The organism is Rhizobium sp. OAE497 (genome assembly GCF_040546565.1).
Classification (GTDB): domain Bacteria; phylum Pseudomonadota; class Alphaproteobacteria; order Rhizobiales; family Rhizobiaceae; genus Rhizobium.
The window spans coordinates 1,907,694-1,930,105 of record NZ_JBEPOA010000001.1; the positions used below are offsets into that span (position 1 = coordinate 1,907,694).

The window sequence follows — 22,412 nt, forward strand, 5'->3', positions numbered from 1 at the left end:
CTGGCTGTCAAAGCAATATGTTTCAGGCCCTTAGCGCCAAAAAAACATCCGCGGCGGCCTTGAAGTCTTCGAAGCGCTTGGCGCGGCGCGCCTCGGCTTCCTCGTCGCTGCCCCAATGCTCGATCGTCCAGTCTTCATCGAGATGCGCCAGCGACCAGACTTCGTCCATAGTGAGGTGCCGCTCGGCAAAAGCGAGCGCCAGGATGGCCGAACCTGTCAGCGTCGTGATCGTATGCAAGGCGGCAAGCGTCAGTGCATCGTCGTGGCGGCGCAGCGTGACACCGAAGGCGGCGATCGCGTCGCGCGGCTGCTCGTGGTGCATGACACCCTCGATCAGGATGAAGCGCGCGCCAAGATCGTCGGCCGCCCAGTCCAGCACCGGATCCCAGCGATCGGCCTGCCGCTTGACCAGCATTTCCGGGCCGTCGGCGCGGTAGCAGAGAAGATCGCTGGACGAAAAGCGCAAGAGATCCTCGATGACCGCCTGCGTATCGGTGGCAACACCATCGAGCGCCGTATTGACCAGACGGGTCACCGGCATGGTCGAGGGATCGATCATCTCGGCCTGCGCATCCCATTCGGCCGCAAGCAGATCGCCAAGCGCCTTGGCGGGAACGGCCAGGATCTGCTTGGCAGGCGTGCGAACCGCCTTGCCGTCGAGCAGAATGGCGAAGCCGCCGTCTTCCTGTTCGGCAACGGTCACATCCTTGTAGAAGCGCTTCGGCAGCGGCTTCTTCATCTGGATCTGCGCGCGGCGGATCGGATCGGGATGGCTGAGACCTTCGGAAAGGTCGTTCAACAGGTCGCGCATGGCGTCACCTCAAAAATGCTCGAGCAGGTCTTTCGGATGGCGGACGATGGCATCGGCCCCGGCGGCAACAAGGTCTTCAACACTTGCATAACCCCAGGATACGCCGATCGCCTTGGCGCCGGCCGCCTTTGCCATCTGCATATCGTAAATCGCATCGCCGATGACAATGGCATCGGCCGGATTCATGCCGGTTTCGTCACAGCATTCGGTGACCATCGCCGGATGCGGCTTCGACGGGCAGTCGTCGGCGGTGCGCGAGACGATGAAATCCGGCGCAAAGCCGTGCGTTTCGAGAACGTTCACAAGGCCGCGCCGCGACTTGCCGGTGACGGCGCCGATCAGGATGTCGTCACGCGCGGCAAGCGCTGCAATCACCGGCTTGATGCCGTCGAACAGCGGCACGTCCATGCCCGGCTCGCTGCGCACGTCCATATAGATCTTCTTGTAATGCGCGGTCATCGCCACCGCCTCGTCATCGACATGCGGCTTGCCCTGCATCCGGGCAATGGCGATATCGAGCGTCAGGCCGATGATCGACTTGGTTGCCGAGATATCCGGCCGCGGATAGCCGAAATCCACGAAGGTGCGCGCCATGACCTCGTGGATCAGCGCAGCGCTGTCGACGAGCGTGCCGTCGCAATCGAAAAGCGCCAGTTTCATTCCTCGTCGTCCCTTTCGGCACCGGCGAGATCGAGACCGAGCAGGTTCCAGGTCTGAACCATGTGCGGCGGCAGCGGCGCGGTCACCTTCAGGCGGCCGCCGTCCGGATGCGGAATATCGATCTTGCGGGCATGCAGATGCAGCCGCTTCTGGATGCCGCCCGGAAATGCCCAGTTCGGATCCTCGATGAAATATTTGGGATCGCCGATGATCGGGTGTCCGATATGGAGCGCATGAACGCGCAGCTGGTGTGTACGTCCCGTATAGGGCTCCATCTCAAGCCAGGCGAGGTTCTGAGCGGCGGTCTCAAGGACGCGGTAGTAGGAAATGGCGTGATCGGCGCCGTCCTCGCCATGCTTGGCGATCCGCATGCGGTCTCCGTCCTCGGTCGCTTCCTTCACGAGCCAGGTCGAAATCTTGTCCTCATGCTTGCGCGGCACGCCGCGTACCAGCGACCAGTAGGTCTTCTTCGTATCGCGCTCGCGGAAGGCGGCCGTCAGCTTCTGCGCCGCGCCGCGGGTCCGGGCGATGACCAGAACCCCCGACGTGTCGCGGTCGAGGCGATGGACGAGCCGCGGTTTCTCGCCCTTCTTGTTGGTCCAGGCTTCCAGCATCTTGTCGATGTTGCGGGTGACGCCCGATCCGCCCTGCACGGCAAGCCCGGCAGGCTTGTTGAGCACGATCACCTTGTCGTCTTCGTGCAGCACCATGCGCTGCAGGAGATCGTAATCGTCACCGTGCTTCAGGTCATGAGAGGCTATCGGCCCGGTCTTCTTTGCATCGACGTCAAGCGGCGGCACGCGGACGACCTGTCCCGGCTGGATGCGCGCATCGGTCTTCACCCGGCCGCCATCGACACGGACCTGGCCGGAGCGCAGCAGTTTCTGCAAGGGGCCGAAACCGAGCCCCGGATAATGAATCTTGAACCAGCGATCGAGGCGCATGCCCGCTTCGTCGGCTTCAACAGTGATATGTTCGATACCGGCCATTGTTCTTGTCTTTCCGGAAATGATTGCCTGCGCCTGGCGCGGCGGTTGCCGCTGGCTTTAGAGCATTTTTGCCCGCGCGGGAACCGCCTTTCAGAGCAAAGCGCGCATCAGGGCGAGACCAGCGATGACGGCGGCCATCGAGAGACCGACGCTGGCAGCGATATAGACGCCGCCCATCACCGCCTCGCCGCGCTCGAAGAGCGAGATGGCATCGAGCGAAAAGGCCGAAAACGTCGTGAAGCCGCCGAGAAAGCCGGTGATCAGCAGCAGCCGGAGATCTGCCGACGCATTGAAGCGGCGCGCGATCATCTCGGCAAACACGCCGATGATGAAGCAGCCGACGATATTGACGATCAGCGTGCCCCACGGAAAGTTCGGCCCCCATAATCTGAGGGACCACTGACCGACGAAATAGCGCAGCAGAGACCCGGCAGCACCGCCGCCGGCAACGAGAAGAGCTTGAAACATGGGCGTTGTGTAGCGCAGCAGCCGACCGATTCCAACAGTTTCCGGCCCATCGCTAAAATGCGAGCGATTTCCTTAGCGGCGCAAGAACGCGGACTGTCTATCCTGAAGCGGATGACACAGGTCGTAACCATATCCGCGAGCACCGCGGCCGCCGCTTTCGAGTCGCTGAGGATCGCTCAGCGCGTGCCGCCGAACATGGCCGCCAAGGAAACGCGCCGGATGGCCGAGCGCCAGCTGCGCGGCGTGGCAGCCGCCGACGAGCTCGAAGATTCGCCCAACATCATTCAATCGACCGAAGTGGCCCTTGACCTGATGACCAAGGGCAATAAGCAGCCGCAGGCCGGCCTGCAGCAGGCGCTCAGGTCTTACGAGGAAGTCTGATTTTATCCCCCAGGAAGCGAAAAGGCCCGCGGTGAAAGCTGCGGGCCTTTTGCTGTTTACTTGCCCTGGGCGGACAGGACCTTGAGCGTCACATCCACCTTGCCGGCCTTCTCGAAGGTCAGCGTTACCGGAACGCTGTCGCCCTGCTTGAACGGCGCCGTCACCTTCTGGAACATCAGATGCAACGCGCCCGGCTCCAGCTTGACCGTCTCGCCGGCCGGAACCTTGATGCCGCCCTTGAGCTCGCGCATCTTCATCACGTTGTTCTCGGTCTTCATCTCGTGCATCTGCACTTCGCCGGCATTCGGCGAAGAAACGGCGATCAGCGTATCGTCGGTCTTGCCACCGTTCTTGATGGTGAAGAAACCGCCGCCGACAGGCTGGCCCGGCAGCATCGCCTTTGCGAAGGCGCCGGAGATTTCGAGATCGCCGAGCTTGGCTTCGTCACCAGCCGTTGCCGCCATCGCCATTCCGGCCATGCCGCTCATGTCCATGCCCGCCATGTCGTCGTGGCCGTGGCCGTGATCGCTGCCCGCGACAACGGTCAGCACCGGCGCCGGGCTCTTCAGCTTGTGCGGATCGCTGCCTTCGGCGGCAACCTGATCCCAGGCCTCGACGATATCGCCGCAAAGCTGCATCACCGGGAAAGCCAGCGACGTCCCGGCATCGACGCCGGAGACCTTACCCTGGATGACGAAGGTGTCGTAGAAATCGTCGGAGAGATTGCCGCCCTTCCAGCGGATCTCGATCGCGCCTGACGTCACCGGCGTGCCGTGATTGTCGTAACTCTTCTTGTAGTCGCCCTTGATGACCTCGAGTTCCCAGCCGGCCTTCGGCTGCGGCTTGGCGAAAACGAAACCTTCCGGCAGCTTCACCTGCACCTCATTGGTCGGCTTTCCATCGCAGCCATGCGGCACCTGAAGCGTCGCGAGAATTGTCGCTTCCTGCGGCGCCTCGGCGTCGAGGAAGGTCACATGGGCGCTGGCGGCCGTTGCGGCAAAGGAAAGAGCGGCAGCAAGGCCAAGGGTGTGAACGGCTTTCATCTGGTGTCTCCTCGCCGGCATCCGCATCGTCTTGGCGGGCTCCGGCATCATGTTGCATTTCGGTTCGGGCTGGAGATCAGGCCAGAACCGGCGGCCCCCGCGATTTCGGCTGCGCGACCGCCCGCACCGGCAGGGCGGCAATATTGCTGGTCAGCGCATTCTCGAAAGAGGCAAAGTCGAGCTTCAGCCATGCGGCCGCATCCGGCGCAGGCAGGATGATCGAGGCAGCGAGACGGCAGACCTCGCAATTCGGCCCCATCGGCAGGTGCTTGCCATCGTCGTCCTTGACGGTGACGCAAAGCGAGGCGAAGGAGCCATCAGGCAGGGTATATTCGGCGCTGGTATAGCGGGGTTCGGCGGCAGGCTGTGGCGCCTGATGCGCAAGGCCGAGCACAAGCAGGCCCAGCGCGCAGATCATGCGCATCAGCATCCCAGCTTTCCGGCCCGTGTTCGCCATCAAATCCCCTTCCGCGGCTGTCGCGATTAATCACTTTATTGACGAAAAGCAAAAGCCGATTTGACGCAGATCACAATTTGCACCGTGATGCCGCGACAAAAATTTGTTCGGCGGCGACATTCCCCCTTGCCAACAACCCGTTCCGCCCGATAATTGCCGCGACCTTGTTGGGAGAAGCCGGTTCGCAAGTTGCCGGTGCCGAAGGAGCAACCGCCCCGGAAACTCTCAGGCAAAAGGACCACAAGGGGCAGACGGAACTCTGGAGAGAGGCGTTCTCGAAACGCTCGCCGAAGGGATAACAATCTCAGGCGCAAGGACAGAGGGGGCTCGATAACGAGGCGCAGCCGCGCCTTCATTTTGAGCCCGCGCATGGAATTCCACGCGCAACGACCGGAGGCGTCATTGGACGATACTGCTGCCCTCAAGAAAACCCCGCTTCATGCGCTGCATCTGTCGCTCGGCGCCCGCATGGTTCCCTTCGCTGGATACGACATGCCGGTGCAGTATCCGGCCGGCGTCATGAAGGAACATCTGCAGACCCGCCAGGCCGCCGGTGTCTTCGACGTCTCGCATATGGGCCAGGTCATCGTGAAGGCGAAGACCGGCAAGTATGAGGATGCAGCCCTTGCGCTCGAAAGCCTCGTGCCCGTCGATATCCTCGGCCTCGCCGAGGGACGCCAGCGCTACGGTTTCTTCACCAATGACAACGGCGGTATCCTCGACGACCTGATGATCACCCATCTCGACGATCACCTCTTCGTCGTCGTCAACGCCGCCTGCAAGGAAGAAGACGTCGCGCATATGCGCAAGCACATCGGCGACCGCTGCGACATCACCGTGCTCGACCGCGCGCTCATCGCCCTGCAGGGACCGCGCGCCGTCGATGTGCTCGCCGAACTCTGGGCCGACGTCGCCGCCATGAAGTTCATGGACGTGCGCCACTGCCGCCTGCATGACGTTTCCTGTCTCGTCTCCCGCTCCGGCTATTCCGGCGAAGACGGCTTCGAAATCTCCATTCCCGCCGACAAGGCCGAGGATGTCACCAAGCGGTTACTTGAGCATCCGGATGTCGAGGCGACTGGCCTCGGCGCCCGCGATTCGCTGCGCCTCGAAGCCGGCCTCTGCCTCTATGGCAACGATATCGACACGACGACGACGCCAGTCGAAGCAGCCCTCGAATGGGGCATGCAGAAGGCCCGCAAGACGGGCGGCGTCCGCGCCGGCGGTTTCCCGGGTGCCGGCCGCATCCTCTCCGAGCTCGACAACGGCGCCACGCGCCGCCGCGTCGGCCTGAAGCCGGATGGCAAGGCGCCGGTGCGCGGCCATGCCAAGCTCTATGCCGATGCCGAAGGCAAGACCGAGCTCGGCGAGGTCACGTCCGGCGGCTTCGGCCCGAGCGTCGAAGGCCCTGTCGCCATGGGTTACGTGCCGCTGTCGCATGCGGCTGCCGGAACGGTCATTTTCGCTGAAGTGCGCGGCAAGTACCTGCCCGTCACCGTCAGCGCCCTGCCCTTTATTACGCCGACCTACAAACGCTGAAACTTTTCCCAGAGAGGACAAACAATGCTCAAGTTTACCGAAGAACATGAATGGCTGAAGATCGAAGGCGGCGTTGCAACGGTCGGTATTACCAATTACGCCGTCGATCAGCTCGGCGACCTCGTATTCGTCGAACTGCCGGAAATCGGCGCGACCTTCGCCAAGAACGACAATGCGTCCACCGTCGAATCCGTCAAGGCGGCCTCAGACGTCTATTGTCCGCTGGATGGCGAGATCACCGAAGTCAACGAAGCCATCGTTGCCGACCCGTCGCTGGTCAATTCCGATCCGCAGGGCGCCGGCTGGTTCTTCAAGCTGAAGCTTGCAAATGCGGCTGATGCCGATGGCCTGCTCGATGAAGCGGCCTACAAGGAGCTCACCGCGTAATGACGACGCCGACCGAATTCCAGTTCACCGACTACCAGCCCTACGACTTTGCCAATCGCCGCCATATCGGTCCGTCTCCGGCCGAAATGACCGATATGCTCAAGGTCATTGGCTATAACAGCCTCGACGGGCTGATCGACGCGACCGTCCCGCCCTCCATCCGCCAGAAGGCGCCGCTCCTCTGGGGCGCGCCGATGACGGAACGTGAAGCGCTCGACAAGCTGCGCGAGACCGCCAACAAGAACAAGGTTCTGACCTCGCTGATCGGCCAGGGCTATTACGGCACGATCACGCCGCCGGTCATCCAGCGCAACATCCTCGAAAACCCCGCCTGGTACACGGCCTATACGCCCTACCAGCCGGAGATCTCGCAGGGCCGCCTCGAAGCGCTCCTGAACTACCAGACGATGATCTGCGACCTCACGGGTCTCGACGTCGCCAACGCCTCGCTTCTCGACGAAGCAACGGCTGCCGCTGAAGGCATGGCGATGGCCGAACGCGTCTCGAAGTCGAAGGCCAAGGCCTTCTTCGTCGACGCCGCCTGCCACCCGCAGACGATAGAGCTGATCAAGACCCGCGCCGAGCCGCTCGGTTGGAGCGTGATCGTCGGCAACCCGTTCACGGATCTCGATCCGGTCGACGTCTTCGGCGCGATCTTCCAGTATCCGGGCACGCACGGCCACATCCACGACTTCACCGGCCTGATCTCCCGCCTGCACCAGACGGGCGCGATCGCCATCGTCGCTGCCGACATTCTGGCCCTGACGCTGCTGAAGTCGCCGGGCGAAATGGGTGCCGATATCGCTATCGGTTCGTCGCAGCGTTTCGGCGTTCCTGTCGGTTACGGCGGTCCGCATGCGGCCTACATGTCCGTCAAGGACGCGCACAAGCGCTCGATGCCGGGCCGTCTCGTCGGCGTCTCCGTCGATGCCCGCGGTAACCGCGCCTACCGCCTGTCGCTGCAGACCCGCGAACAGCATATCCGCCGCGAAAAGGCGACGTCGAACATCTGCACAGCGCAGGTCCTGCTCGCCGTCATGGCCTCCATGTACACCGTCTTCCATGGTCCGAAGGGCATCAAGGCGATCGCCCAGCAGGTCCACCAGAAGGCCGTGCTGATGGCCAAGGGCCTCGAAAAGCTCGGCTACAAGGTCGAGCCGGAAACCTTCTTCGACACGATCACTGTCGATGTCGGCCACATGCAGGGCCTGATCCTGCGCGCAGCCGTCGCCGAAGGCGTCAACCTGCGCAAGGTCGGCGGCACCAAGATCGGCATGAGCCTTGACGAGCGCACCCGCCCGGCAACGCTGGAAGCCGTCTGGCGCGCATTCGGCGGCAACTTCGCCGTCGGCGATTTCGAGCCGTCCTATCGCCTGCCGAAGGATCTGTTGCGCACCAGCGAATACCTGACGCATCCGATCTTCCACATGAACCGCGCCGAAAGCGAAATGACCCGCTACATCCGCCGGCTCTCCGACCGCGATCTGGCGCTCGACCGCTCGATGATCCCGCTCGGCTCCTGCACGATGAAGCTGAACGCCACGGCTGAAATGCTGCCGATCACCTGGCCCGAATTCTCGGATATCCATCCGTTCGTTCCGGCCGACCAGGCGCTCGGCTACCGCGAGATGATCGACGACCTGACGGAAAAGCTCTGCGCTGTCACCGGCTACGATGCCTTCTCCATGCAGCCGAACTCCGGTGCGCAGGGCGAATATGCAGGCCTGCTGACGATCCGCAACTACCATATCGCCAACGGCAATGGTCACCGCGACGTCTGCCTGATCCCGACCTCCGCACACGGCACCAACCCGGCCTCTGCACAGATGGTCGGCATGAAGGTCGTGGTCGTCAAGGTTCGCGAGAACGGCGACATCGACCTCGACGATTTCCGCGCCAAGGCCGAGCAGTATTCGGAGAACCTCTCCTGCTGCATGATCACCTACCCCTCGACGCATGGCGTGTTCGAGGAAACGGTGAAGGAAATCTGCGAACTCGTGCACAAGCACGGCGGCCAGGTCTATCTCGACGGTGCCAACATGAACGCCATGGTCGGTCTGTCCCGTCCCGGTGACATCGGCTCCGACGTCAGCCACCTCAACCTGCACAAGACCTTTTGCATCCCGCATGGCGGCGGCGGTCCCGGCATGGGCCCGATCGGCGTCAAGTCGCATCTGGCACCGCACCTGCCCGGTCACTCGGAAACCGACGGCCGCCCTGGCGCCGTTTCGGCTGCAGCCTTCGGTTCGGCCTCGATCCTGCCGATCTCCTGGAGCTACTGCCTGATGATGGGCGGCGAAGGCCTGACGCAGGCTACCAAGGTGGCGATCCTCAACGCCAACTATATCGCTGCCCGCCTCAAGGGTGCCTATGACGTGCTCTACAAGTCCGAAGCTGGCCGCGTGGCGCATGAATGCATCATCGACACCCGCCCGCTGGTCGACAGCTGCGGTGTGACGGTCGATGACGTCGCCAAGCGCCTGATCGACTGCGGCTTCCACGCACCGACCATGAGCTGGCCGGTTGCAGGCACGCTGATGATCGAGCCGACGGAATCCGAAACCAAGGCCGAACTCGACCGCTTCTGCGAAGCCATGCTGGCGATCCGCCAGGAAGCCCGCGACATCGAGGAAGGCCGCTCAGACAAGCAGAACAACCCGCTGAAGAACGCCCCGCACACGGTCGAAGACCTGGTCGGCGAATGGGATCGCCCCTATTCGCGCGAGCAGGCCTGCTTCCCGCCCGGCGCCTTCCGCGTCGACAAGTACTGGTCGCCGGTCAACCGCGTCGACAACGTCTACGGTGACCGCAACCTGATCTGCACCTGCCCGCCGTTGGAAGACTATGCCGAAGCGGCCGAATAAGCTTTGAACAACGAAACGCCCGGCCTCGCCCGGGCGTTTTCATTTCTCGAAGATCGTGACCAGACAATGCCTGACCTGCAGGGCCTCCACTACATCGCCATGGCAGGCGATCTCCGCTTGCCGCCACTGCTGCTGATGCATGGCAGCAGCATGGACGAGACGGAACTGCTGCCGCTCGCCGCGGAGGCTGCACCGGATCACCCGGTCATATCACTGCGCGGTGGCATCGCCTGGGAAGGCGGCTATGCCTTCTTCCGGCGCAATAGCGACCGGACGCTGGATAACGCAGATCTTGCGGTTCAGACCGGACGAATCCATTTGTTCCTCGCCACAGCCATCGAAACCCAACTCATATCAGCACCACCCATCCTGCTTGGCTTCTCGAACGGCGCGATTATGGCCGCATCGCTGCTCATGCACGATCCGGCCTGCGCGCTCGGCGCAGTCCTCATCCGTCCGCTATCTCCCGCACCTGACGCAGCCCTGCCACCGATGGCGGCAAAGCCGATCCTGATCCTCGGCGGTGAATACGATGATCGTCGCCAGCCCGAAGATGCCGCGAAATCCGCGCAGCAACTCCAGGCTGCCGGCGCGAAAGTCGAATTTCAGATTTCGCCAACGGGCCATGGCCTCCACGAGAACGAACCCGGCATCATCAAGCGATGGCTGGAGACCGAGACCTTTTCCCTTGTCGCAGAAGACCCGCACCGCTAAGGACATCGGACTTTCGATAAAGGCAGGTTTGAACCCATGGCAAAATCCGACAACGATCTCACTCAGGTGCCTTGGGCAACCCCCGTGCTGCTGGCGCTCGAAGAGCCCGGCCAATATGTGACGATCGGCACCACGCAGGCCGCTTCCTGGGCGATGATTGAGGACTGGCCGACCGAAGATGGTCCGGCGCTCGACAAGGCGCTGCTGATCTGCGCCGACGTCATCAAGGGCAAGGCCAGCAACGAACAGGCCCGCAACGCCTTCATCGCTGCGGCTGTCGAAGCGGGCATCGATATCAAGAAGTAAGCCGCCTCAGGGCACCCGGCCCCGGCAGGCCCAGGCCACATTGGCAAAGGATCGCGGACCGTCGGGCCGCCCGGCTTCGTAGGCATCGCGTACCGCAGCATCGACCTGCGCCCTCTCCGCGCCGTCGAGCTTGCCCACAAATGCGCCGAGCGGCCCTTCCCCCGCTGCAATCGGCCCCCAGTAGTCGTCGAAACTTTCATAATTCATACGGATCATGAGCTGCGTCTCCTCGACATCGAGGAGCCCGCTTTCGATGAAAGCCCGCTTCATCTCGCCCGGCTGCATCATCGGCTGGAAGCAATAGCGGCTGCGAAGCTGGCGTCCGGCCTCGCTGAGTGCCGCGACCGTATCGATCATCATCCGCATGCCCGCCATGCCGCCGAGATGATCCCAGACGACGGCCGCAACGGTACCACCGGGCCGCGTGACGCGGCGCATCTCGCCGATCGCCTTCTTTGCCTCGGGAATGAAATGCAGGACGAGCAATGCCAGTGCGCGATCGAAGCTCGCGGGCTCGAAAGGCAATGCGCAGGCATCGGCCTGCCGGATGGTGATCCGCGGATCATTGTTCCGCCGCAGCGCCTCCTCGACGAAGACGGATGAGAAATCGATCGCCTCTATCGCCTGGATACGCCGGGAATGGGCAAGTGCGAAGGTCAGACTGCCGGTGCCGCAACCGACATCGACGATCCGCTCACCATCCTCAACACCGGCAAAATCGATGAATGGCAGCGCGAGCTTCTGGCTCCAGCGTCCCATCAGCTGTTCGTATCCGGATGCCTTGTGGACATTGAAACTCGAGGACATCGGCGCCTCCGTCAGCTGCCAGCATGGTAGTCCCCGACCCCGCCCTTGCCAAGCACGGACCACGCCGCCCGCCTTCACGAAGCTGCACCAGTTCGAAACAGATCGTGCTTTGGAGCGCCAATGCCGTTAACGAAACCCGTTCAGCATTCGCTAAGCGCCAGCTGCTATAGCAAGCCTACGGAAGTGTGGGGAATACCGGCTGATGAACATCTCGAGCATCATGAATACCGCGTCGTCGGGCATGCGCGCGCAGACCAACCGTTTCGCCGCCACCGCCAACAATGTCGCGAACCTCAACACGCCGGGCTACAGCCGAATCGATCCCTCGACGATGACGACGGATGAAGGCCAGCCGGCCGATCTCGCCACCGAGATGACGGACATGATGCAGTCGGCACAGGGCTACAAGGCGAATGCGATCGTCTTCGAAACCGGCGCCGATCTCTGGCAATTGCTCGCCACCATCAAGCGCGACTGATTTCAGCCGAACAGATTGACCGCGGCATAGCCGAGAATGGCGCCGCCGAAGCCGATGATCAGCCATCCTGATATGCGGCGGATCAGCAGCGTCACGTCACGTGAAATCCGGTCCCGCGCCAGATTGACGGCAGCGCTGAGCAGCGTCCACCACACCATCGCACCCGCAAAGACGCCAACGACGATCGCCGCCGTTTCCATCGGCGTATTGCCATCCACTAGTCCGAGACCGGCAAACAAACCGCCGAATGAGAGCAGCGCGCCGGGATTGGAGATTGCCAGCAGGAAGGTTGAGGCGATCGTGCGGAAAAGGTTCCCTGCCCCCATTTCGCGCGCAGCCGCCGGCGGCGTCACGAGATCGCGGATGCCGAGAAAGATCAGCAGCAGGCCGCCAACCGCCGCGATCGGCAGCGAATAGGCATCGACGACATTGGACACCATCGCCAGACCCGCCGCAGCGACCAGCGCGTAGACGGAATCCCCGAGCGCCGCCCCGATGCCGATTGCAGCACCCGAAGCGAATCCGCGGTTCAAGCTGCGGTCGATGCAAAGCGTCGCAATCGGCCCCGGCGGTATCGTGATGACGAGACCGAGCAGAGCGCCTTTGGCAAACAGCAGAAGCAGCGTTTCGATGATCATGCCTGAGAGATGTTACGCCGCCGCGATCGGACAACTGCAAAAAGAAAAAGCCGCCATCGCTGGCGGCCTGTTGGTGGCCATGAGACCGTGCATCAATGCGAAGCGGTCACCACGGGATTACCCTGAGCGGCAAGAGCCGCGAGATCGGCAGGCTTCAGTTCGACGGATTCGCCACAGCCGCAGGCCGATGTCTGGTTCGGGTTGGTGAAGGTGAAGCCGGAGCGCAGCGTCGTCTGCTCGAAGCCGAGCTGGGTGCCGAGCAGATAGAGCACGGCCGATGGCTCGATCCAGACGCTCGCGCCATCGCGCTCGATCAGATCGTCCTTCGGGTTGGGCTCGGTCACCATATCGATGGTATATTCCATCCCGGCGCAGCCGCCCTTCTTGATGCCGACGCGAATGCCCTTGGCGTCCGGTCCAGCACCGCCGACGATCGCCTTCACGCGATCGGCCGCTTCCTGCGTCATGCTCATCACTGCAAAGCCCATCGGCTCATTCTCCTTACGCACACGGATTGAAGGTCCGGTGTTTCATGAATCAAATGTAGTGCCAGTGGCTTAACCGATCAATACCAGCCGCCAATTAGTACCAGCCGACAGCGACCTGCGCCTCTTCCGACATGCGGTCCGGCGTCCACGGCGGATCGAAGGTCATTTCGACTTCGACGCCCGACACGCCTTCGACGGCGCCCACGGCATTCTCGACCCAGCCGGGCATCTCGCCGGCCACGGGGCAACCGGGTGCGGTCAGCGTCATCATGATCTTGACCATGCGGTCGTCTTCGATGTCGATCTTGTAGATCAGACCGAGCTCGAAGATATCGGCCGGAATTTCCGGGTCGTAGACCGTCTTCAGCGCGCCGATCACGTCGTCGCTGAGACGCGCCAGCTCTTCCGCCGGAATGCTCGAATGCACGATACCCTCGCGCACGTCGGTCTTCTGTTCGCTGTCATCAAGGCTCATTACGGTATCCTCAAGCAAAGAACTTGCGCGCATATTCCAGCGCATCGGCCAAGGCATCGACCTCGGCACAGGTATTATACATCGCGAATGACGCACGGCATGTGGAGGTCACGCCGAAGCGTTTCAAGAGCGGCATGGCGCAATGCGTGCCGGCGCGAACCGCAACACCACGGCGGTCGATCACCATTGAGACGTCGTGGGCATGGATGCCGGCGAGCTCGAAGGAGAAAATGCCGCCCTTGCCCGGCGCATTGCCGATCACGCGCAGCGAATTGACTTCGCGTAGCCGCTCGGTCGCATAGGCCGTCAGATCCGCCTCATGACGGGAGATAGCCTCCCGGCCGATCTTGTCCATATAATCCAGCGCATAGCCGAGACCGATCGCCTGAACGATCGGCGGCGTGCCGGCCTCGAAACGGTGCGGCGGCTCGTTATAGGTGACGTTGTCTTCGGTGACTTCGAAGATCATTTCGCCGCCGCCCTGGAACGGGCGCATCTCGCGAAGACGGTCCTTTTTGCCGTAGAGCACGCCGATCCCCGAGGGACCATAGAGCTTGTGGCCGGTCATCACATACCAGTCGCAGTCGATATCCTGCACATCAACAGGCATGTGGACGGCGCTCTGCGATCCGTCGAGCAGTACCGGAATACCGCGCTCATGGGCGATACGGCAGATTTCCTTGACCGGAACGATGGTGCCGAGCGCATTCGACATATGGGTGATGGCAACGAGCTTGGTGCGCTCCGTCAGGCTCTTTTCGAAAGCCTCGATATGGAAGGCGCCTTCGTCATCGACATCAACCCAGACCAGCTTGGCGCCCTGGCGCTCTCGGATGAAGTGCCAGGGAACGATGTTGGAGTGATGCTCCATGATCGAAACGACGATCTCGTCGCCCTCGCCGATCTTCGGCATGCCCCAGCCGTAAGCGACCGTATTGATCGCTTCGGTAGACGACTTGGTGAAGACGATATCATCAACCGAAGGCGCATTCAGGAAGCGCCGCACCTTTTCGCGCGCAGCTTCATAGGCCTCGGTTGCGGCATTCGACAGGAAATGCAGACCGCGATGCACATTGGCATATTCGTTCGAATAGGCATGCGTCACCGCGTCGATGACGGCCTGCGGCTTCTGAGCCGACGCGCCGTTGTCGAGATAGACCAGCGGCTTGCCATACACTTCCTTCGCCAGGATCGGGAAATCCCTGCGAATGGCTTCGACGTCATAGGCGGTTACGGGCGTTGTCTGGTCCATTTTCAGACCCTTTCATGTCGCTCCTTGAAGGAGCTACCGCAGAAGGTTTTGGTTTCGCAGCCGTTACCGCCTGCTCTACGTCATCCTCGGGCCTGTCCCGAGGATCTATCCACGTCTACGTTCCTGAACCGGCTTAGATCCTCGGGGCAAGCCCGAGGATGACGGAGGAGATTACCCCTCCGTCGGCGCGTTCAGGCGTGCTTTTCGAGCCAGGCGGAAATGATGCCTTCCAGCGCGTCCACCAGAGTCTCGTCTTCCAGCTCCTCGACGATTTCGGCGACGAAGGCGTTGACGAGCATCGCCCGCGCCTTGTTCTCCGGAATGCCGCGAGCCATCAGGTAGTAGAGGTGGTTGCTGTCGATATCGGCAACCGTCGCACCGTGGCCGCACTGCACGTCGTCGGCGAAGATTTCGAGCTCCGGCTTGACGGAGAACTCGGCGTCATCGGACATCAACAGCGTGTTGCAGGCCATCTTGGCGTCGGTCTTCTGGGCATCCGGGGCAACCCGGATCATGCCCTGGAACACGCCCCTGGCGCGATCGAAGACGACGTTGCGGATGATTTCCGTCGAACCGGTATTCGGCACGTTATGGCCGAGAACCATCGTGACGTCCGTATGGGTTTCGCCGCCGAGCAGGTTGATGCCGCGCAGCGTCAGATCCGAACCCTCGCCCGTCGCCTTGATATGCAGCTCTTGGCGCACCAGCTTGCCGCCGGCATTGATGACGAAGAGCTTCAGCTTCGCGTCAGCGCCGAGATCGATGCGGATCTGGCCAAGATGCGTGTCGTCGCCACCCTGCTGCTGCAGGATGATCCAGGTCAGTTCCGAGCCGTCACCGATCGTGATGTCACTGACATGGGACACGAGCGCCGCATCAGGGGTCACCGACAGGTGACGCTCGATGACGGTGCCCTTGACGCCGGCGCCGAAGGTGACCGGAAGACGCGTATGGATCTGGCCGCCGGCATGGACGATATCGATCTCGAGCGGCTGCTCGAGTTCGGTTTCGGTCGGAATGTCGATCACATAGCCGTCACGCACGAAGCTGCCGTTGATCCGGCCAACCGCATCGTCGGCGCCAAGCGCACCGAGAGAAGTTACAGCCGAGCCATCGAGCAGGCTCTGGGCATAGCTCGAAATCTCGATACCGCCGACCGAAGCCTTGGCATCGACATGGCCCTGGACGATCGAAAGCACCGAAGAGCCCTCGACGAGCGGCTTCACCGTCTTCGAGGCAGCGTCACCGGCAACGGCCGGGATGGCGCGCAGCAGGTTCTTGAGGTCGGTATAGTGCCAGGCCTCGACGCGGCGCGTCGGCAGGCCGGACTTCTTGATGTCGTCGAGCAGGCGGTCGCGCGTCGCGGTGACCGCGCCGTCGCCCGGCAGTTCGCCGAACTGGTTGTTGAAAGCCTCGATGAGCGCAGCTTCCGCGGCGGTCAGGCGGCTCGTGGTCTGCATGTTCATGGAAACGTCCTTTCCGCCTTAATCAGGCTGCCGCTCCGATGATGTCGGCATAACCGTTGGCTTCCAGCTCATGTGCCAGCGTCTTGTCGCCCGACTTGATCACCTGGCCCTTGTAGAGAACGTGAACGGTGTCGGGAACGATGTAGTCGAGCAGGCGCTGGTAGTGGGTGATGACGATCACGGCGCGATCAGGCGAACGCAGCGCGTTGACGCCGTCGGCAACGATCTTCAAGGCGTCGATGTCGAGACCGGAGTCGGTTTCGTCGAGCACGCAGAGCTGCGGCTGCAGCAGCGCCATCTGCAGGATCTCGGCGCGCTTCTTTTCACCGCCGGAGAAACCGACGTTCAGCGGGCGCTTCAGCATGTCAGGGTTGATCTGCAGCTTGGCGGCAGCGTCCTTGACGAGGCGCATGAAGTCAGGCGTCTTCAGTTCTTCTTCGCCGCGAGCCTTGCGCTGCTCGTTCATCGCCACCTTGAGGAACTGCATCGTGGCAACGCCGGGGATTTCGACCGGATACTGGAAGGCCAGGAAAATGCCCTTGGAAGCACGCTCGGCAGCGTCGAGCTCGAGAATGCTCTCGCCGTTATAGAGGATGTCACCCTCGGTGACTTCATAGTCTTCGCGGCCCGACAGGATGTAGGAGAGCGTCGACTTGCCCGAGCCGTTCGGACCCATGATCGCGGCAATCTCGCCAGCCTTCACCGTCAGGTTCAGGCCACGGATGATCTCGGTGCCGTCTTCGGCGATACGGGCGTGCAGGTTTCTGATTTCAAGCATGTTCTTGTTCCATAAAAGCGTTCGGAAACGGGCGCGCCCAACCGCGCCCTCGAATAATCAATGCAGAGACGGCGTCAGCCGACAGACCCCTCAAGCGAGATGCTGATCAGCTTTTGCGCTTCGACGGCGAATTCCATCGGCAGTTCCTGCAGGACTTCCTTGACGAAGCCGTTGACGATCAGGGCGATCGCCGCTTCGGTTGGGATGCCGCGCTGCAGGCAGTAGAAGAGCTGGTCTTCGGAGATCTTCGAGGTGGTCGCCTCGTGCTCGAACTGCGCGGTCGAGTTCTTCGCCTCGATATAAGGCACCGTATGGGCGCCGCACTTGTCGCCGATCAGGAGCGAGTCGCACTGCGTGAAGTTGCGGGCGTTCGAAGCCTTGCGGTGGGCCGAGACCTGGCCGCGATAGGTGTTCTGCGAAACGCCGGCGGCAATACCCTTCGAGACGATGCGGCTCGACGTGTTCTTGCCGAGATGGATCATCTTGGTGCCGGAATCGATCTGCTGATGACCGTTGGAAACGGCGATCGAGTAGAATTCGCCTCTAGAGTCATCGCCGCGCAGGATGCACGAAGGATACTTCCAGGTGATCGCCGAACCGGTTTCGACCTGCGTCCACGAAATCTTCGAACGGTCGCCGCGGCAATCGCCACGCTTGGTCACGAAGTTGTAGATGCCGCCCTTGCCCTGGGCGTCGCCCGGGTACCAGTTCTGAACGGTCGAATACTTGATTTCGGCATCATCGAGAGCAATGAGCTCGACGACAGCAGCATGCAGCTGGTTTTCGTCGCGCTGCGGCGCCGTGCAGCCTTCGAGGTAAGACACGTAGGCGCCTTCCTCGGCGATGATCAGCGTGCGCTCGAACTGGCCGGTATTCTTCTCGTTGATGCGGAAGTAGGTCGACAGTTCCATCGGGCAACGAACGCCCTTCGGCACGAAGACGAACGAACCGTCGGTGAAGACGGCCGAGTTCAGCGTCGCATAATAGTTGTCGGAGGTCGGAACGACCGAGCCCAGATATTTCTGAACCAGTTCCGAATGCTCGCGGATCGCTTCGGAGATCGACATGAAGATCACGCCGGCCTTCTTCAGCTCTTCCTTGAAGGTGGTGACGACGGAGACGCTGTCGAAGACCGCATCGACGGCAATCCGCGGCTTCTCGACGCCGGCCAGGATTTCCTGTTCCTTCAGGGGAATGCCGAGCTTCTCGTAGACCTTGAGGATTTCAGGATCGACTTCGTCGAGCGACTTCGGACCCGGCGTGCTCTTCGGCGCGGCGTAATAGTGAATGTCGTTGAAATCGATCTTCGGGTAATCGACGCGCGCCCAATTCGGCTCTTCCATCGTCAGCCAGCGCTTGTAGGCTTCCAGGCGCCATTCGAGCATCCATTCCGGCTCCTGCTTCTTGGCAGAGATGAAGCGGATGATGTCTTCGGACAGGCCCTTGGGCGCCTTGTCCATTTCGATGATGGTCTCGAAACCGTATTTGTACTGATCGACGTCGATCTCGCGGACGCGATCAACCGTTTCCTGTACGGCTGGCATGTCGTTCTCCAATCTCGCCGGCTAAAGGTCCGGCAGGCTGTCGTGCGGGCAATTTTCTGATTGCCCCTTATGTAGTGGGCCAAAAGGGCCTTTTCAGCCCTGATGGCAAGCGGAAATTTCCGTTTCCGCAATTTTGTGAGACGGTCAGGCCGCCTCCCCGGCCGGCCTGCGCCGTCCGGCAATTTTTCCGAAGGCGGCCAGCGCCCGGTCGATATCCTCGTCGCTGGTCGCAAAGCCGAGCGAAATGCGCAGCGCGCCGAGCTTCGGGTCGTGGCCCATGGCAACGAGAACATGGCTCTCGCCGACCTTGCCGGACGAACAGGCAGAGCCCGCCGAAAGCGCCACACCTTCGAGATCGAAGGCGATCTGGCCGGTCTCGGCCTTCAGGCCCGGCAGCGTGAAGAACGTCGTGTTCGACACACGCGGACCATCGGCGCCGTAGATCACCACATCGGGTGCCGCTGCCCGCATGCCGCTTTCCAGCCGCGCCTGCAAGGCCGCAATCCGGCCGTTCCGTTCGCTGAAATCCGATCGCGCCTGTGCGGCAGCCGTGCCGAAGCCGATGACGGCGAGCGAATTCTCGGTCCCCGACCGGTGACCCTTTTCCTGCCCGCCGCCATGGATCAGCGGCTTCGGCATCAGGATCTCGCCGCGCGACACCAGAGCGCCGGCGCCCTTGGGCCCGCCGAGCTTGTGCGACGACAGGATCAGAAAGTCGGCGCCGAGCGCATTGATATCGATCTCGATCCGTCCCGCGGCCTGCACGGCATCGACGACGAGAAGGCCGCGATGCGCCTTGACGATCTCGGCTGCCTCGCGAACCGGCTGGACGATCCCAGTCTCGTTATTGACGAGCATGATCGCCACCATCGGCAGACCGGATGAGGCATCGTGACCGGCAAGCAGGCCCTGAAGCGCCGCAAGATCGACGGTACCATCCGACGTCACCGGAATCTCGGTGGTCTTGTCCTTCGGGAAGCGCCCACCCTCGCGAACAGCGGGATGCTCGACGGCACTGTAATAGAGATGACCGACCGCGAGCGGCGTGCGCCCCATGCGGAATTCCGGCGTCAGCACCATATTGGCCGCCTCGGTCGCACCGCTCGTCAGAATGACATGCGCGGGCTCGGCCCCGACAAGGGAGGCAACCTCGCGACGCGCGCCTTCGATTGCGGCGCGAACGGCACGTCCCTCGCCATGCACGGAATTGGGGTTGCCGAACAGATCCATGGCGCGCAAAACTGCTTCGCGCACTGCGGGATGCAGCGGCGATGTCGCGTTCCAGTCAAGATAAAGGCGGGGCGGCGCCATGATCTCAAGTCCTGCGCTTGGTTTCTGCTTCGGTGGTCCGGCTCATTTTTCTTGAAATTTCCGCCGGGCTTGCCTTATGACACTTTCACACTGCGTGGCGTGCCATGCAAAGTTTCGAATTGTTCTAAACTGCGTTTTAGAAAAGCTGACAACGTCCGTCAAGTCTGCGCAGTCCGAACGCGAAAATAAAACCCGGAGTACCGATGCCCGAAGTCATTTTCAACGGCCCTGCCGGCCGTCTTGAAGGCCGCTACCAGCCCTCCAAGGAAAAAAGCGCACCGATTGCCCTCATCCTGCACCCGCACCCGCAGTTCGGCGGCACGATGAACAACCAGATCGTCTACCAGCTCTTCTACATGTTCCAGAAGCGCGGGTTCACGACACTGCGCTTCAATTTCCGTGGGATCGGCCGCAGCCAAGGTGAATTCGACCACGGCGCCGGCGAGCTCTCGGATGCCGCCTCGGCACTCGACTGGGTGCAGAGCCTGCATCCCGATTCGAAGACCTGCTGGGTCGCCGGCTATTCCTTCGGTTCGTGGATCGGCATGCAGCTTCTTATGCGCCGCCCGGAGATCGAAGGCTTCATGTCGATCGCTCCGCAGCCGAATACCTACGACTTCTCGTTCCTGGCGCCCTGCCCGTCCTCCGGCCTGATCATCAACGGCGAGCAGGACAAGGTCGCACCCGAGAAGGACGTCAACGGCCTAGTCGAAAAGCTGAAGACGCAAAAGGGTATTCTGATCACCCACCGCACCGTTCCGGGCGCCAACCACTTCTTCAACGGCCAGGTCGAGCCGCTGATGGCCGAGTGCGAGGATTACCTCGACCGCCGCCTGAACGGCGAACTGGTGCCGGAACCGGCTGCCAAGCGCATTCGCTAAGCCTTGATATCGCTGGCGCCGATCTCGAAGGTCGGCGCCACGAAGCCATCGATCAGCCTCGGCTCGATCTCCCGCATGCCGGCTTTGCGCAGCACGTGCTGGGAAGCAAAATTCTCCGGATGCGTGAAGGCGATCAAGCGATCGCTGAAGCCCTTGCCCAGGAACCAGGCGATCAGTCCCCGCGCCGCCTCCGTCGCATAGCCCTTTCCCCATTCGTCCTCATGGAATGCGTAGCCGAGCTCGAACTCGCGAGCGCCCTCATCGTGCAGAGATATCCCGGCACGGCCGACAAAGCGCCCGTCGCTCTTGGCCACGACCTTGTATTTCGTCGTGCCGTCATCGTCCTGCTCGTCGATCCACTGCTCGATGCGCGACTGGCAGCGTTCCATCGTCCAAGGCAAGCCACCCGACATGAAGCGGCTCGTCGCCAGCGTCGAATGCAGGGCATGAACCAACGGCGCTTCGTCCGGCTGCCACATAAGGAACGTCAGCCGCTCTGTCTCAAGGATCGTCTGCATCGATAGCCTCCTCCAGCACACCGCCGCTCACCGCTTCCCGGACACCCGTCGTGCCCGGATAGGTCAACGGCAGCCCCTCGAGCGAGCGCACGGCCAGATAAGCCCAAGCCTCCGCCTCCATCGCGTCGCCGTTGAAACCAGCTTCTTCCGCCGAAATCACCGTCGCCCGATGCTCCTCAGCCAGCTGCGCAAGATCGCGCATGATCACCTTGTTCAGGCGCCCGCCACCGCAAATCACATAAAGCGCCGGCGTCACCGGCAGGTGACCGGCCGATTTGATGATCGATGCCGCCGCCACATAGGCAAGCGTGCGCGCGCCATCGGCAAGCTCCGCATCCCGTCCCAGCGGCGGCAGGAAATCGTTGCGGTCGAGCGATCGCCGCTTTGCCGCGGTAAAGAACGGGCTCGCGAGATAGCGTTCGGCCAGCTCGCTGACGACATGGCCCTCGGAAGCGATCATGCCGCCCTGATCGAAGGGTATCCCGGCATGGGCCTCCACCCACTGATCGATCAGCGTGTTGCCCGGGCCGCTGTCATAGGCAATCATCGTACCATCGGCACCGACATAGGTCAGGTTGGAGATACCGCCGATATTGACGAAACAGACCGGCATCTTCGCATTGCCGATATTGGCGGCCAGCGCAGCGTGATAGGCAGGCACGAGCGGCGCGCCCTGGCCGCCATGCACCATGTCGTTCGCCCGCATGTCGTAAACCGTCGCAATACCGGTCTCGCGGGCGAGAAGACCGCCGTCGCCGATCTGGACGGTCAAGGCGTCGTCCGGCCGGTGCAGGATGGTCTGGCCGTGAAAGCCGAGAACGTCGATAGCGCCGGCCTCCATTGCATTCTGTTGCAAAAACTCCCTAACGGCAGCTGCGTGGCGCTGCGTAAGCTCCCGTTCGATGGCCGCGAGATCGCCCGGCCGTTCCTGCCGGTTCTTGATCGCCTTCGCCTGCTCGAGTGCCGTTTTCAGCCGTTCGCGAAAAGCCGGATCATAGGAAACGCCGAGAAACGGACCGCGCTCGACGAAGCCGTCGCCATCGGTCCGCAGCAACGCCACATCGATCCCATCCATCGACGTGCCGCTCATCAGGCCGATCGCGGTTCTCACTCCAGGCATGCTTCCTCCAAAAACTGTGCCGCCGAATAGTGCACTT

Annotated in this window: 25 protein-coding genes and 1 riboswitch; of the genes, 8 read left to right on the forward strand and 17 right to left on the reverse strand. The window is 62.1% G+C overall.

Features of this window, described 5'->3' with window-relative positions; translation table 11 throughout:
* Nucleotides 1–22 precede the first annotated feature (22 nt).
* The 4 genes from ABIE40_RS09905 to crcB form a co-directional block, all read right to left on the reverse strand.
* Nucleotides 23–811, reverse strand: coding sequence for an ATP12 family chaperone protein (locus ABIE40_RS09905; protein WP_112716363.1), 789 nt, complete (start codon nucleotides 809–811; stop codon nucleotides 23–25).
* A 9-nt stretch (nucleotides 812–820) separates the two neighbouring features.
* Nucleotides 821–1,471 carry an HAD-IA family hydrolase gene (locus ABIE40_RS09910; RefSeq protein ID WP_199629592.1) on the reverse strand — a complete coding sequence of 217 codons (651 nt, stop codon included), beginning with the start codon at nucleotides 1,469–1,471 and terminating at the stop codon, nucleotides 821–823.
* Complete coding sequence (locus ABIE40_RS09915) at nucleotides 1,468–2,460, reverse strand: RluA family pseudouridine synthase (RefSeq protein ID WP_112716367.1); 993 nt, start codon at nucleotides 2,458–2,460, stop codon at nucleotides 1,468–1,470. The genes ABIE40_RS09910 and ABIE40_RS09915 overlap by 4 nt, the downstream gene beginning before the upstream one ends.
* 90 nt (nucleotides 2,461–2,550) lie before the next feature.
* A complete protein-coding gene (gene crcB, locus ABIE40_RS09920; RefSeq protein ID WP_130278260.1) occupies nucleotides 2,551–2,928 on the reverse strand; it encodes a fluoride efflux transporter CrcB in 378 nt (125 codons plus the stop codon).
* 111 nt (nucleotides 2,929–3,039) lie between these two features.
* On the opposite strand from crcB, the gene ABIE40_RS09925 reads away from it, so the two are divergent.
* Nucleotides 3,040–3,309 (forward strand): hypothetical protein, encoded by a 270-nt coding sequence (locus ABIE40_RS09925; RefSeq protein WP_112716371.1) that lies wholly within the window; start codon nucleotides 3,040–3,042, stop codon nucleotides 3,307–3,309.
* Between the two features lie 56 nt (nucleotides 3,310–3,365).
* Here the strand turns inward: ABIE40_RS09925 and ABIE40_RS09930 are convergent, their stop codons facing one another.
* Both ABIE40_RS09930 and ABIE40_RS09935 read right to left on the reverse strand, forming a co-directional pair.
* Nucleotides 3,366–4,352: a copper chaperone PCu(A)C domain-containing protein gene (locus ABIE40_RS09930; RefSeq protein ID WP_199629591.1), complete on the reverse strand. Its 987-nt coding sequence runs from the start codon at nucleotides 4,350–4,352 to the stop codon at nucleotides 3,366–3,368.
* A gap of 76 nt (nucleotides 4,353–4,428) precedes the next feature.
* Nucleotides 4,429–4,809, reverse strand: coding sequence for a hypothetical protein (locus ABIE40_RS09935; protein ID WP_199629590.1), 381 nt, complete (start codon nucleotides 4,807–4,809; stop codon nucleotides 4,429–4,431).
* 158 nt (nucleotides 4,810–4,967) lie between these two features.
* Nucleotides 4,968–5,060, forward strand: a riboswitch (glycine riboswitch).
* 151 nt (nucleotides 5,061–5,211) lie between these two features.
* Between ABIE40_RS09935 and gcvT the strand changes: the two genes are divergently transcribed.
* The 5 genes from gcvT to ABIE40_RS09960 all read left to right on the forward strand — a co-directional run bounded on the left by gcvT (nucleotide 5,212) and on the right by ABIE40_RS09960 (nucleotide 10,619).
* Nucleotides 5,212–6,348, forward strand: a complete 1,137-nt coding sequence (gene gcvT / locus ABIE40_RS09940) for a glycine cleavage system aminomethyltransferase GcvT (protein WP_199629589.1) — start codon at nucleotides 5,212–5,214, stop codon at nucleotides 6,346–6,348.
* 24 nt (nucleotides 6,349–6,372) lie between these two features.
* Nucleotides 6,373–6,735 carry a glycine cleavage system protein GcvH gene (gene gcvH / locus ABIE40_RS09945; protein WP_112716379.1) on the forward strand — a complete coding sequence of 121 codons (363 nt, stop codon included), beginning with the start codon at nucleotides 6,373–6,375 and terminating at the stop codon, nucleotides 6,733–6,735.
* Complete coding sequence (gene gcvP, locus ABIE40_RS09950; protein WP_199629588.1) at nucleotides 6,735–9,599, forward strand: aminomethyl-transferring glycine dehydrogenase; 2,865 nt, start codon at nucleotides 6,735–6,737, stop codon at nucleotides 9,597–9,599. Before gcvH ends, gcvP begins: the two co-directional genes overlap by 1 nt.
* A 150-nt stretch (nucleotides 9,600–9,749) precedes the next feature.
* Entirely contained in the window at nucleotides 9,750–10,313 is a 564-nt protein-coding gene (locus ABIE40_RS09955; RefSeq protein WP_354540993.1) for an alpha/beta hydrolase, read from the forward strand.
* A gap of 36 nt (nucleotides 10,314–10,349) precedes the next feature.
* A complete protein-coding gene (locus ABIE40_RS09960; protein WP_199629587.1) occupies nucleotides 10,350–10,619 on the forward strand; it encodes a DUF982 domain-containing protein in 270 nt (89 codons plus the stop codon).
* Nucleotides 10,620–10,625: 6 nt separating this feature from the next.
* Here ABIE40_RS09960 and ABIE40_RS09965 read toward each other — a convergent pair whose 3' ends face one another.
* Nucleotides 10,626–11,426 (reverse strand): class I SAM-dependent methyltransferase, encoded by an 801-nt coding sequence (locus ABIE40_RS09965; RefSeq protein ID WP_199629586.1) that lies wholly within the window; start codon nucleotides 11,424–11,426, stop codon nucleotides 10,626–10,628.
* Between the two features lie 202 nt (nucleotides 11,427–11,628).
* On the opposite strand from ABIE40_RS09965, the gene ABIE40_RS09970 reads away from it, so the two are divergent.
* Nucleotides 11,629–11,904 carry a flagellar basal body protein gene (locus ABIE40_RS09970; protein WP_199629585.1) on the forward strand — a complete coding sequence of 92 codons (276 nt, stop codon included), beginning with the start codon at nucleotides 11,629–11,631 and terminating at the stop codon, nucleotides 11,902–11,904.
* Nucleotides 11,905–11,906: 2 nt separating this feature from the next.
* Here the strand turns inward: ABIE40_RS09970 and ABIE40_RS09975 are convergent, their stop codons facing one another.
* The 8 genes from ABIE40_RS09975 to ABIE40_RS10010 form a co-directional block, all read right to left on the reverse strand.
* Nucleotides 11,907–12,542 (reverse strand): LysE family translocator, encoded by a 636-nt coding sequence (locus ABIE40_RS09975; protein WP_354540994.1) that lies wholly within the window; start codon nucleotides 12,540–12,542, stop codon nucleotides 11,907–11,909.
* Nucleotides 12,543–12,634: 92 nt separating this feature from the next.
* Nucleotides 12,635–13,030, reverse strand: coding sequence for a Fe-S cluster assembly scaffold SufA (gene sufA, locus ABIE40_RS09980; protein ID WP_112716389.1), 396 nt, complete (start codon nucleotides 13,028–13,030; stop codon nucleotides 12,635–12,637).
* Nucleotides 13,031–13,124: 94 nt separating this feature from the next.
* Nucleotides 13,125–13,505, reverse strand: coding sequence for an SUF system Fe-S cluster assembly protein (locus ABIE40_RS09985; protein ID WP_112716391.1), 381 nt, complete (start codon nucleotides 13,503–13,505; stop codon nucleotides 13,125–13,127).
* A gap of 10 nt (nucleotides 13,506–13,515) precedes the next feature.
* On the reverse strand, nucleotides 13,516–14,757 hold the full coding sequence (locus ABIE40_RS09990) for a cysteine desulfurase (RefSeq protein ID WP_199629584.1): 1,242 nt from the start codon (nucleotides 14,755–14,757) through the stop codon (nucleotides 13,516–13,518).
* A gap of 191 nt (nucleotides 14,758–14,948) precedes the next feature.
* Nucleotides 14,949–16,223, reverse strand: a complete 1,275-nt coding sequence (gene sufD, locus ABIE40_RS09995) for a Fe-S cluster assembly protein SufD (protein WP_199629583.1) — start codon at nucleotides 16,221–16,223, stop codon at nucleotides 14,949–14,951.
* 22 nt (nucleotides 16,224–16,245) lie between these two features.
* Complete coding sequence (gene sufC / locus ABIE40_RS10000) at nucleotides 16,246–17,001, reverse strand: Fe-S cluster assembly ATPase SufC (protein WP_112716397.1); 756 nt, start codon at nucleotides 16,999–17,001, stop codon at nucleotides 16,246–16,248.
* Between the two features lie 74 nt (nucleotides 17,002–17,075).
* Nucleotides 17,076–18,545 (reverse strand): Fe-S cluster assembly protein SufB, encoded by a 1,470-nt coding sequence (gene sufB / locus ABIE40_RS10005; RefSeq protein ID WP_199629582.1) that lies wholly within the window; start codon nucleotides 18,543–18,545, stop codon nucleotides 17,076–17,078.
* A 144-nt stretch (nucleotides 18,546–18,689) separates the two neighbouring features.
* Nucleotides 18,690–19,856, reverse strand: a complete 1,167-nt coding sequence (locus tag ABIE40_RS10010) for a cysteine desulfurase family protein (protein ID WP_199629581.1) — start codon at nucleotides 19,854–19,856, stop codon at nucleotides 18,690–18,692.
* Between the two features lie 203 nt (nucleotides 19,857–20,059).
* Here ABIE40_RS10010 and ABIE40_RS10015 point away from each other — a divergent pair, with 203 nt between their 5' ends.
* Nucleotides 20,060–20,737, forward strand: a complete 678-nt coding sequence (locus ABIE40_RS10015; protein ID WP_112716403.1) for an alpha/beta hydrolase — start codon at nucleotides 20,060–20,062, stop codon at nucleotides 20,735–20,737.
* Here the strand turns inward: ABIE40_RS10015 and ABIE40_RS10020 are convergent.
* Both ABIE40_RS10020 and ABIE40_RS10025 read right to left on the reverse strand, forming a co-directional pair.
* Nucleotides 20,734–21,255, reverse strand: a complete 522-nt coding sequence (locus ABIE40_RS10020) for a GNAT family N-acetyltransferase (RefSeq protein WP_199629580.1) — start codon at nucleotides 21,253–21,255, stop codon at nucleotides 20,734–20,736. The two genes, ABIE40_RS10015 and ABIE40_RS10020, sit on opposite strands and share 4 nt — an antisense overlap.
* Nucleotides 21,239–22,375, reverse strand: a complete 1,137-nt coding sequence (locus tag ABIE40_RS10025) for an anhydro-N-acetylmuramic acid kinase (RefSeq protein ID WP_199629579.1) — start codon at nucleotides 22,373–22,375, stop codon at nucleotides 21,239–21,241. Before ABIE40_RS10025 ends, ABIE40_RS10020 begins: the two co-directional genes overlap by 17 nt.
* Between the last annotated feature and the right edge of the window lie 37 nt (nucleotides 22,376–22,412).

Bases quoted from the DNA above. Each gene is read 5' to 3' on its own strand.
- crcB (WP_130278260.1), bottom strand. From the start codon at position 2,928: ATGTTTCAAGCTCTTCTCGTTGCCGGCGGCGGTGCTGCCGGGTCTCTG.
- gcvP (WP_199629588.1), top strand. From the start codon at position 6,735: ATGACGACGCCGACCGAATTCCAGTTCACCGACTACCAGCCCTACGAC.
- sufB (WP_199629582.1), bottom strand. From the start codon at position 18,545: ATGCCAGCCGTACAGGAAACGGTTGATCGCGTCCGCGAGATCGACGTC.
- ABIE40_RS09985 (WP_112716391.1), bottom strand. From the start codon at position 13,505: ATGAGCCTTGATGACAGCGAACAGAAGACCGACGTGCGCGAGGGTATC.
- ABIE40_RS10010 (WP_199629581.1), bottom strand. From the start codon at position 19,856: ATGGCGCCGCCCCGCCTTTATCTTGACTGGAACGCGACATCGCCGCTG.
- ABIE40_RS09905 (WP_112716363.1), bottom strand. From the start codon at position 811: ATGCGCGACCTGTTGAACGACCTTTCCGAAGGTCTCAGCCATCCCGAT.
- gcvH (WP_112716379.1), top strand. From the start codon at position 6,373: ATGCTCAAGTTTACCGAAGAACATGAATGGCTGAAGATCGAAGGCGGC.
- ABIE40_RS09965 (WP_199629586.1), bottom strand. From the start codon at position 11,426: ATGTCCTCGAGTTTCAATGTCCACAAGGCATCCGGATACGAACAGCTG.
- ABIE40_RS10020 (WP_199629580.1), bottom strand. From the start codon at position 21,255: ATGCAGACGATCCTTGAGACAGAGCGGCTGACGTTCCTTATGTGGCAG.
- ABIE40_RS09935 (WP_199629590.1), bottom strand. From the start codon at position 4,809: ATGGCGAACACGGGCCGGAAAGCTGGGATGCTGATGCGCATGATCTGC.
- ABIE40_RS09960 (WP_199629587.1), top strand. From the start codon at position 10,350: ATGGCAAAATCCGACAACGATCTCACTCAGGTGCCTTGGGCAACCCCC.
- sufD (WP_199629583.1), bottom strand. From the start codon at position 16,223: ATGAACATGCAGACCACGAGCCGCCTGACCGCCGCGGAAGCTGCGCTC.
- sufA (WP_112716389.1), bottom strand. From the start codon at position 13,030: ATGGGCTTTGCAGTGATGAGCATGACGCAGGAAGCGGCCGATCGCGTG.
- ABIE40_RS10025 (WP_199629579.1), bottom strand. From the start codon at position 22,375: ATGCCTGGAGTGAGAACCGCGATCGGCCTGATGAGCGGCACGTCGATG.
- ABIE40_RS09990 (WP_199629584.1), bottom strand. From the start codon at position 14,757: ATGGACCAGACAACGCCCGTAACCGCCTATGACGTCGAAGCCATTCGC.
- ABIE40_RS09955 (WP_354540993.1), top strand. From the start codon at position 9,750: ATGGACGAGACGGAACTGCTGCCGCTCGCCGCGGAGGCTGCACCGGAT.
- ABIE40_RS09930 (WP_199629591.1), bottom strand. From the start codon at position 4,352: ATGAAAGCCGTTCACACCCTTGGCCTTGCTGCCGCTCTTTCCTTTGCC.
- ABIE40_RS10015 (WP_112716403.1), top strand. From the start codon at position 20,060: ATGCCCGAAGTCATTTTCAACGGCCCTGCCGGCCGTCTTGAAGGCCGC.
- sufC (WP_112716397.1), bottom strand. From the start codon at position 17,001: ATGCTTGAAATCAGAAACCTGCACGCCCGTATCGCCGAAGACGGCACC.
- ABIE40_RS09915 (WP_112716367.1), bottom strand. From the start codon at position 2,460: ATGGCCGGTATCGAACATATCACTGTTGAAGCCGACGAAGCGGGCATG.
- ABIE40_RS09970 (WP_199629585.1), top strand. From the start codon at position 11,629: ATGAACATCTCGAGCATCATGAATACCGCGTCGTCGGGCATGCGCGCG.
- ABIE40_RS09910 (WP_199629592.1), bottom strand. From the start codon at position 1,471: ATGAAACTGGCGCTTTTCGATTGCGACGGCACGCTCGTCGACAGCGCT.
- ABIE40_RS09925 (WP_112716371.1), top strand. From the start codon at position 3,040: ATGACACAGGTCGTAACCATATCCGCGAGCACCGCGGCCGCCGCTTTC.
- ABIE40_RS09975 (WP_354540994.1), bottom strand. From the start codon at position 12,542: ATGATCATCGAAACGCTGCTTCTGCTGTTTGCCAAAGGCGCTCTGCTC.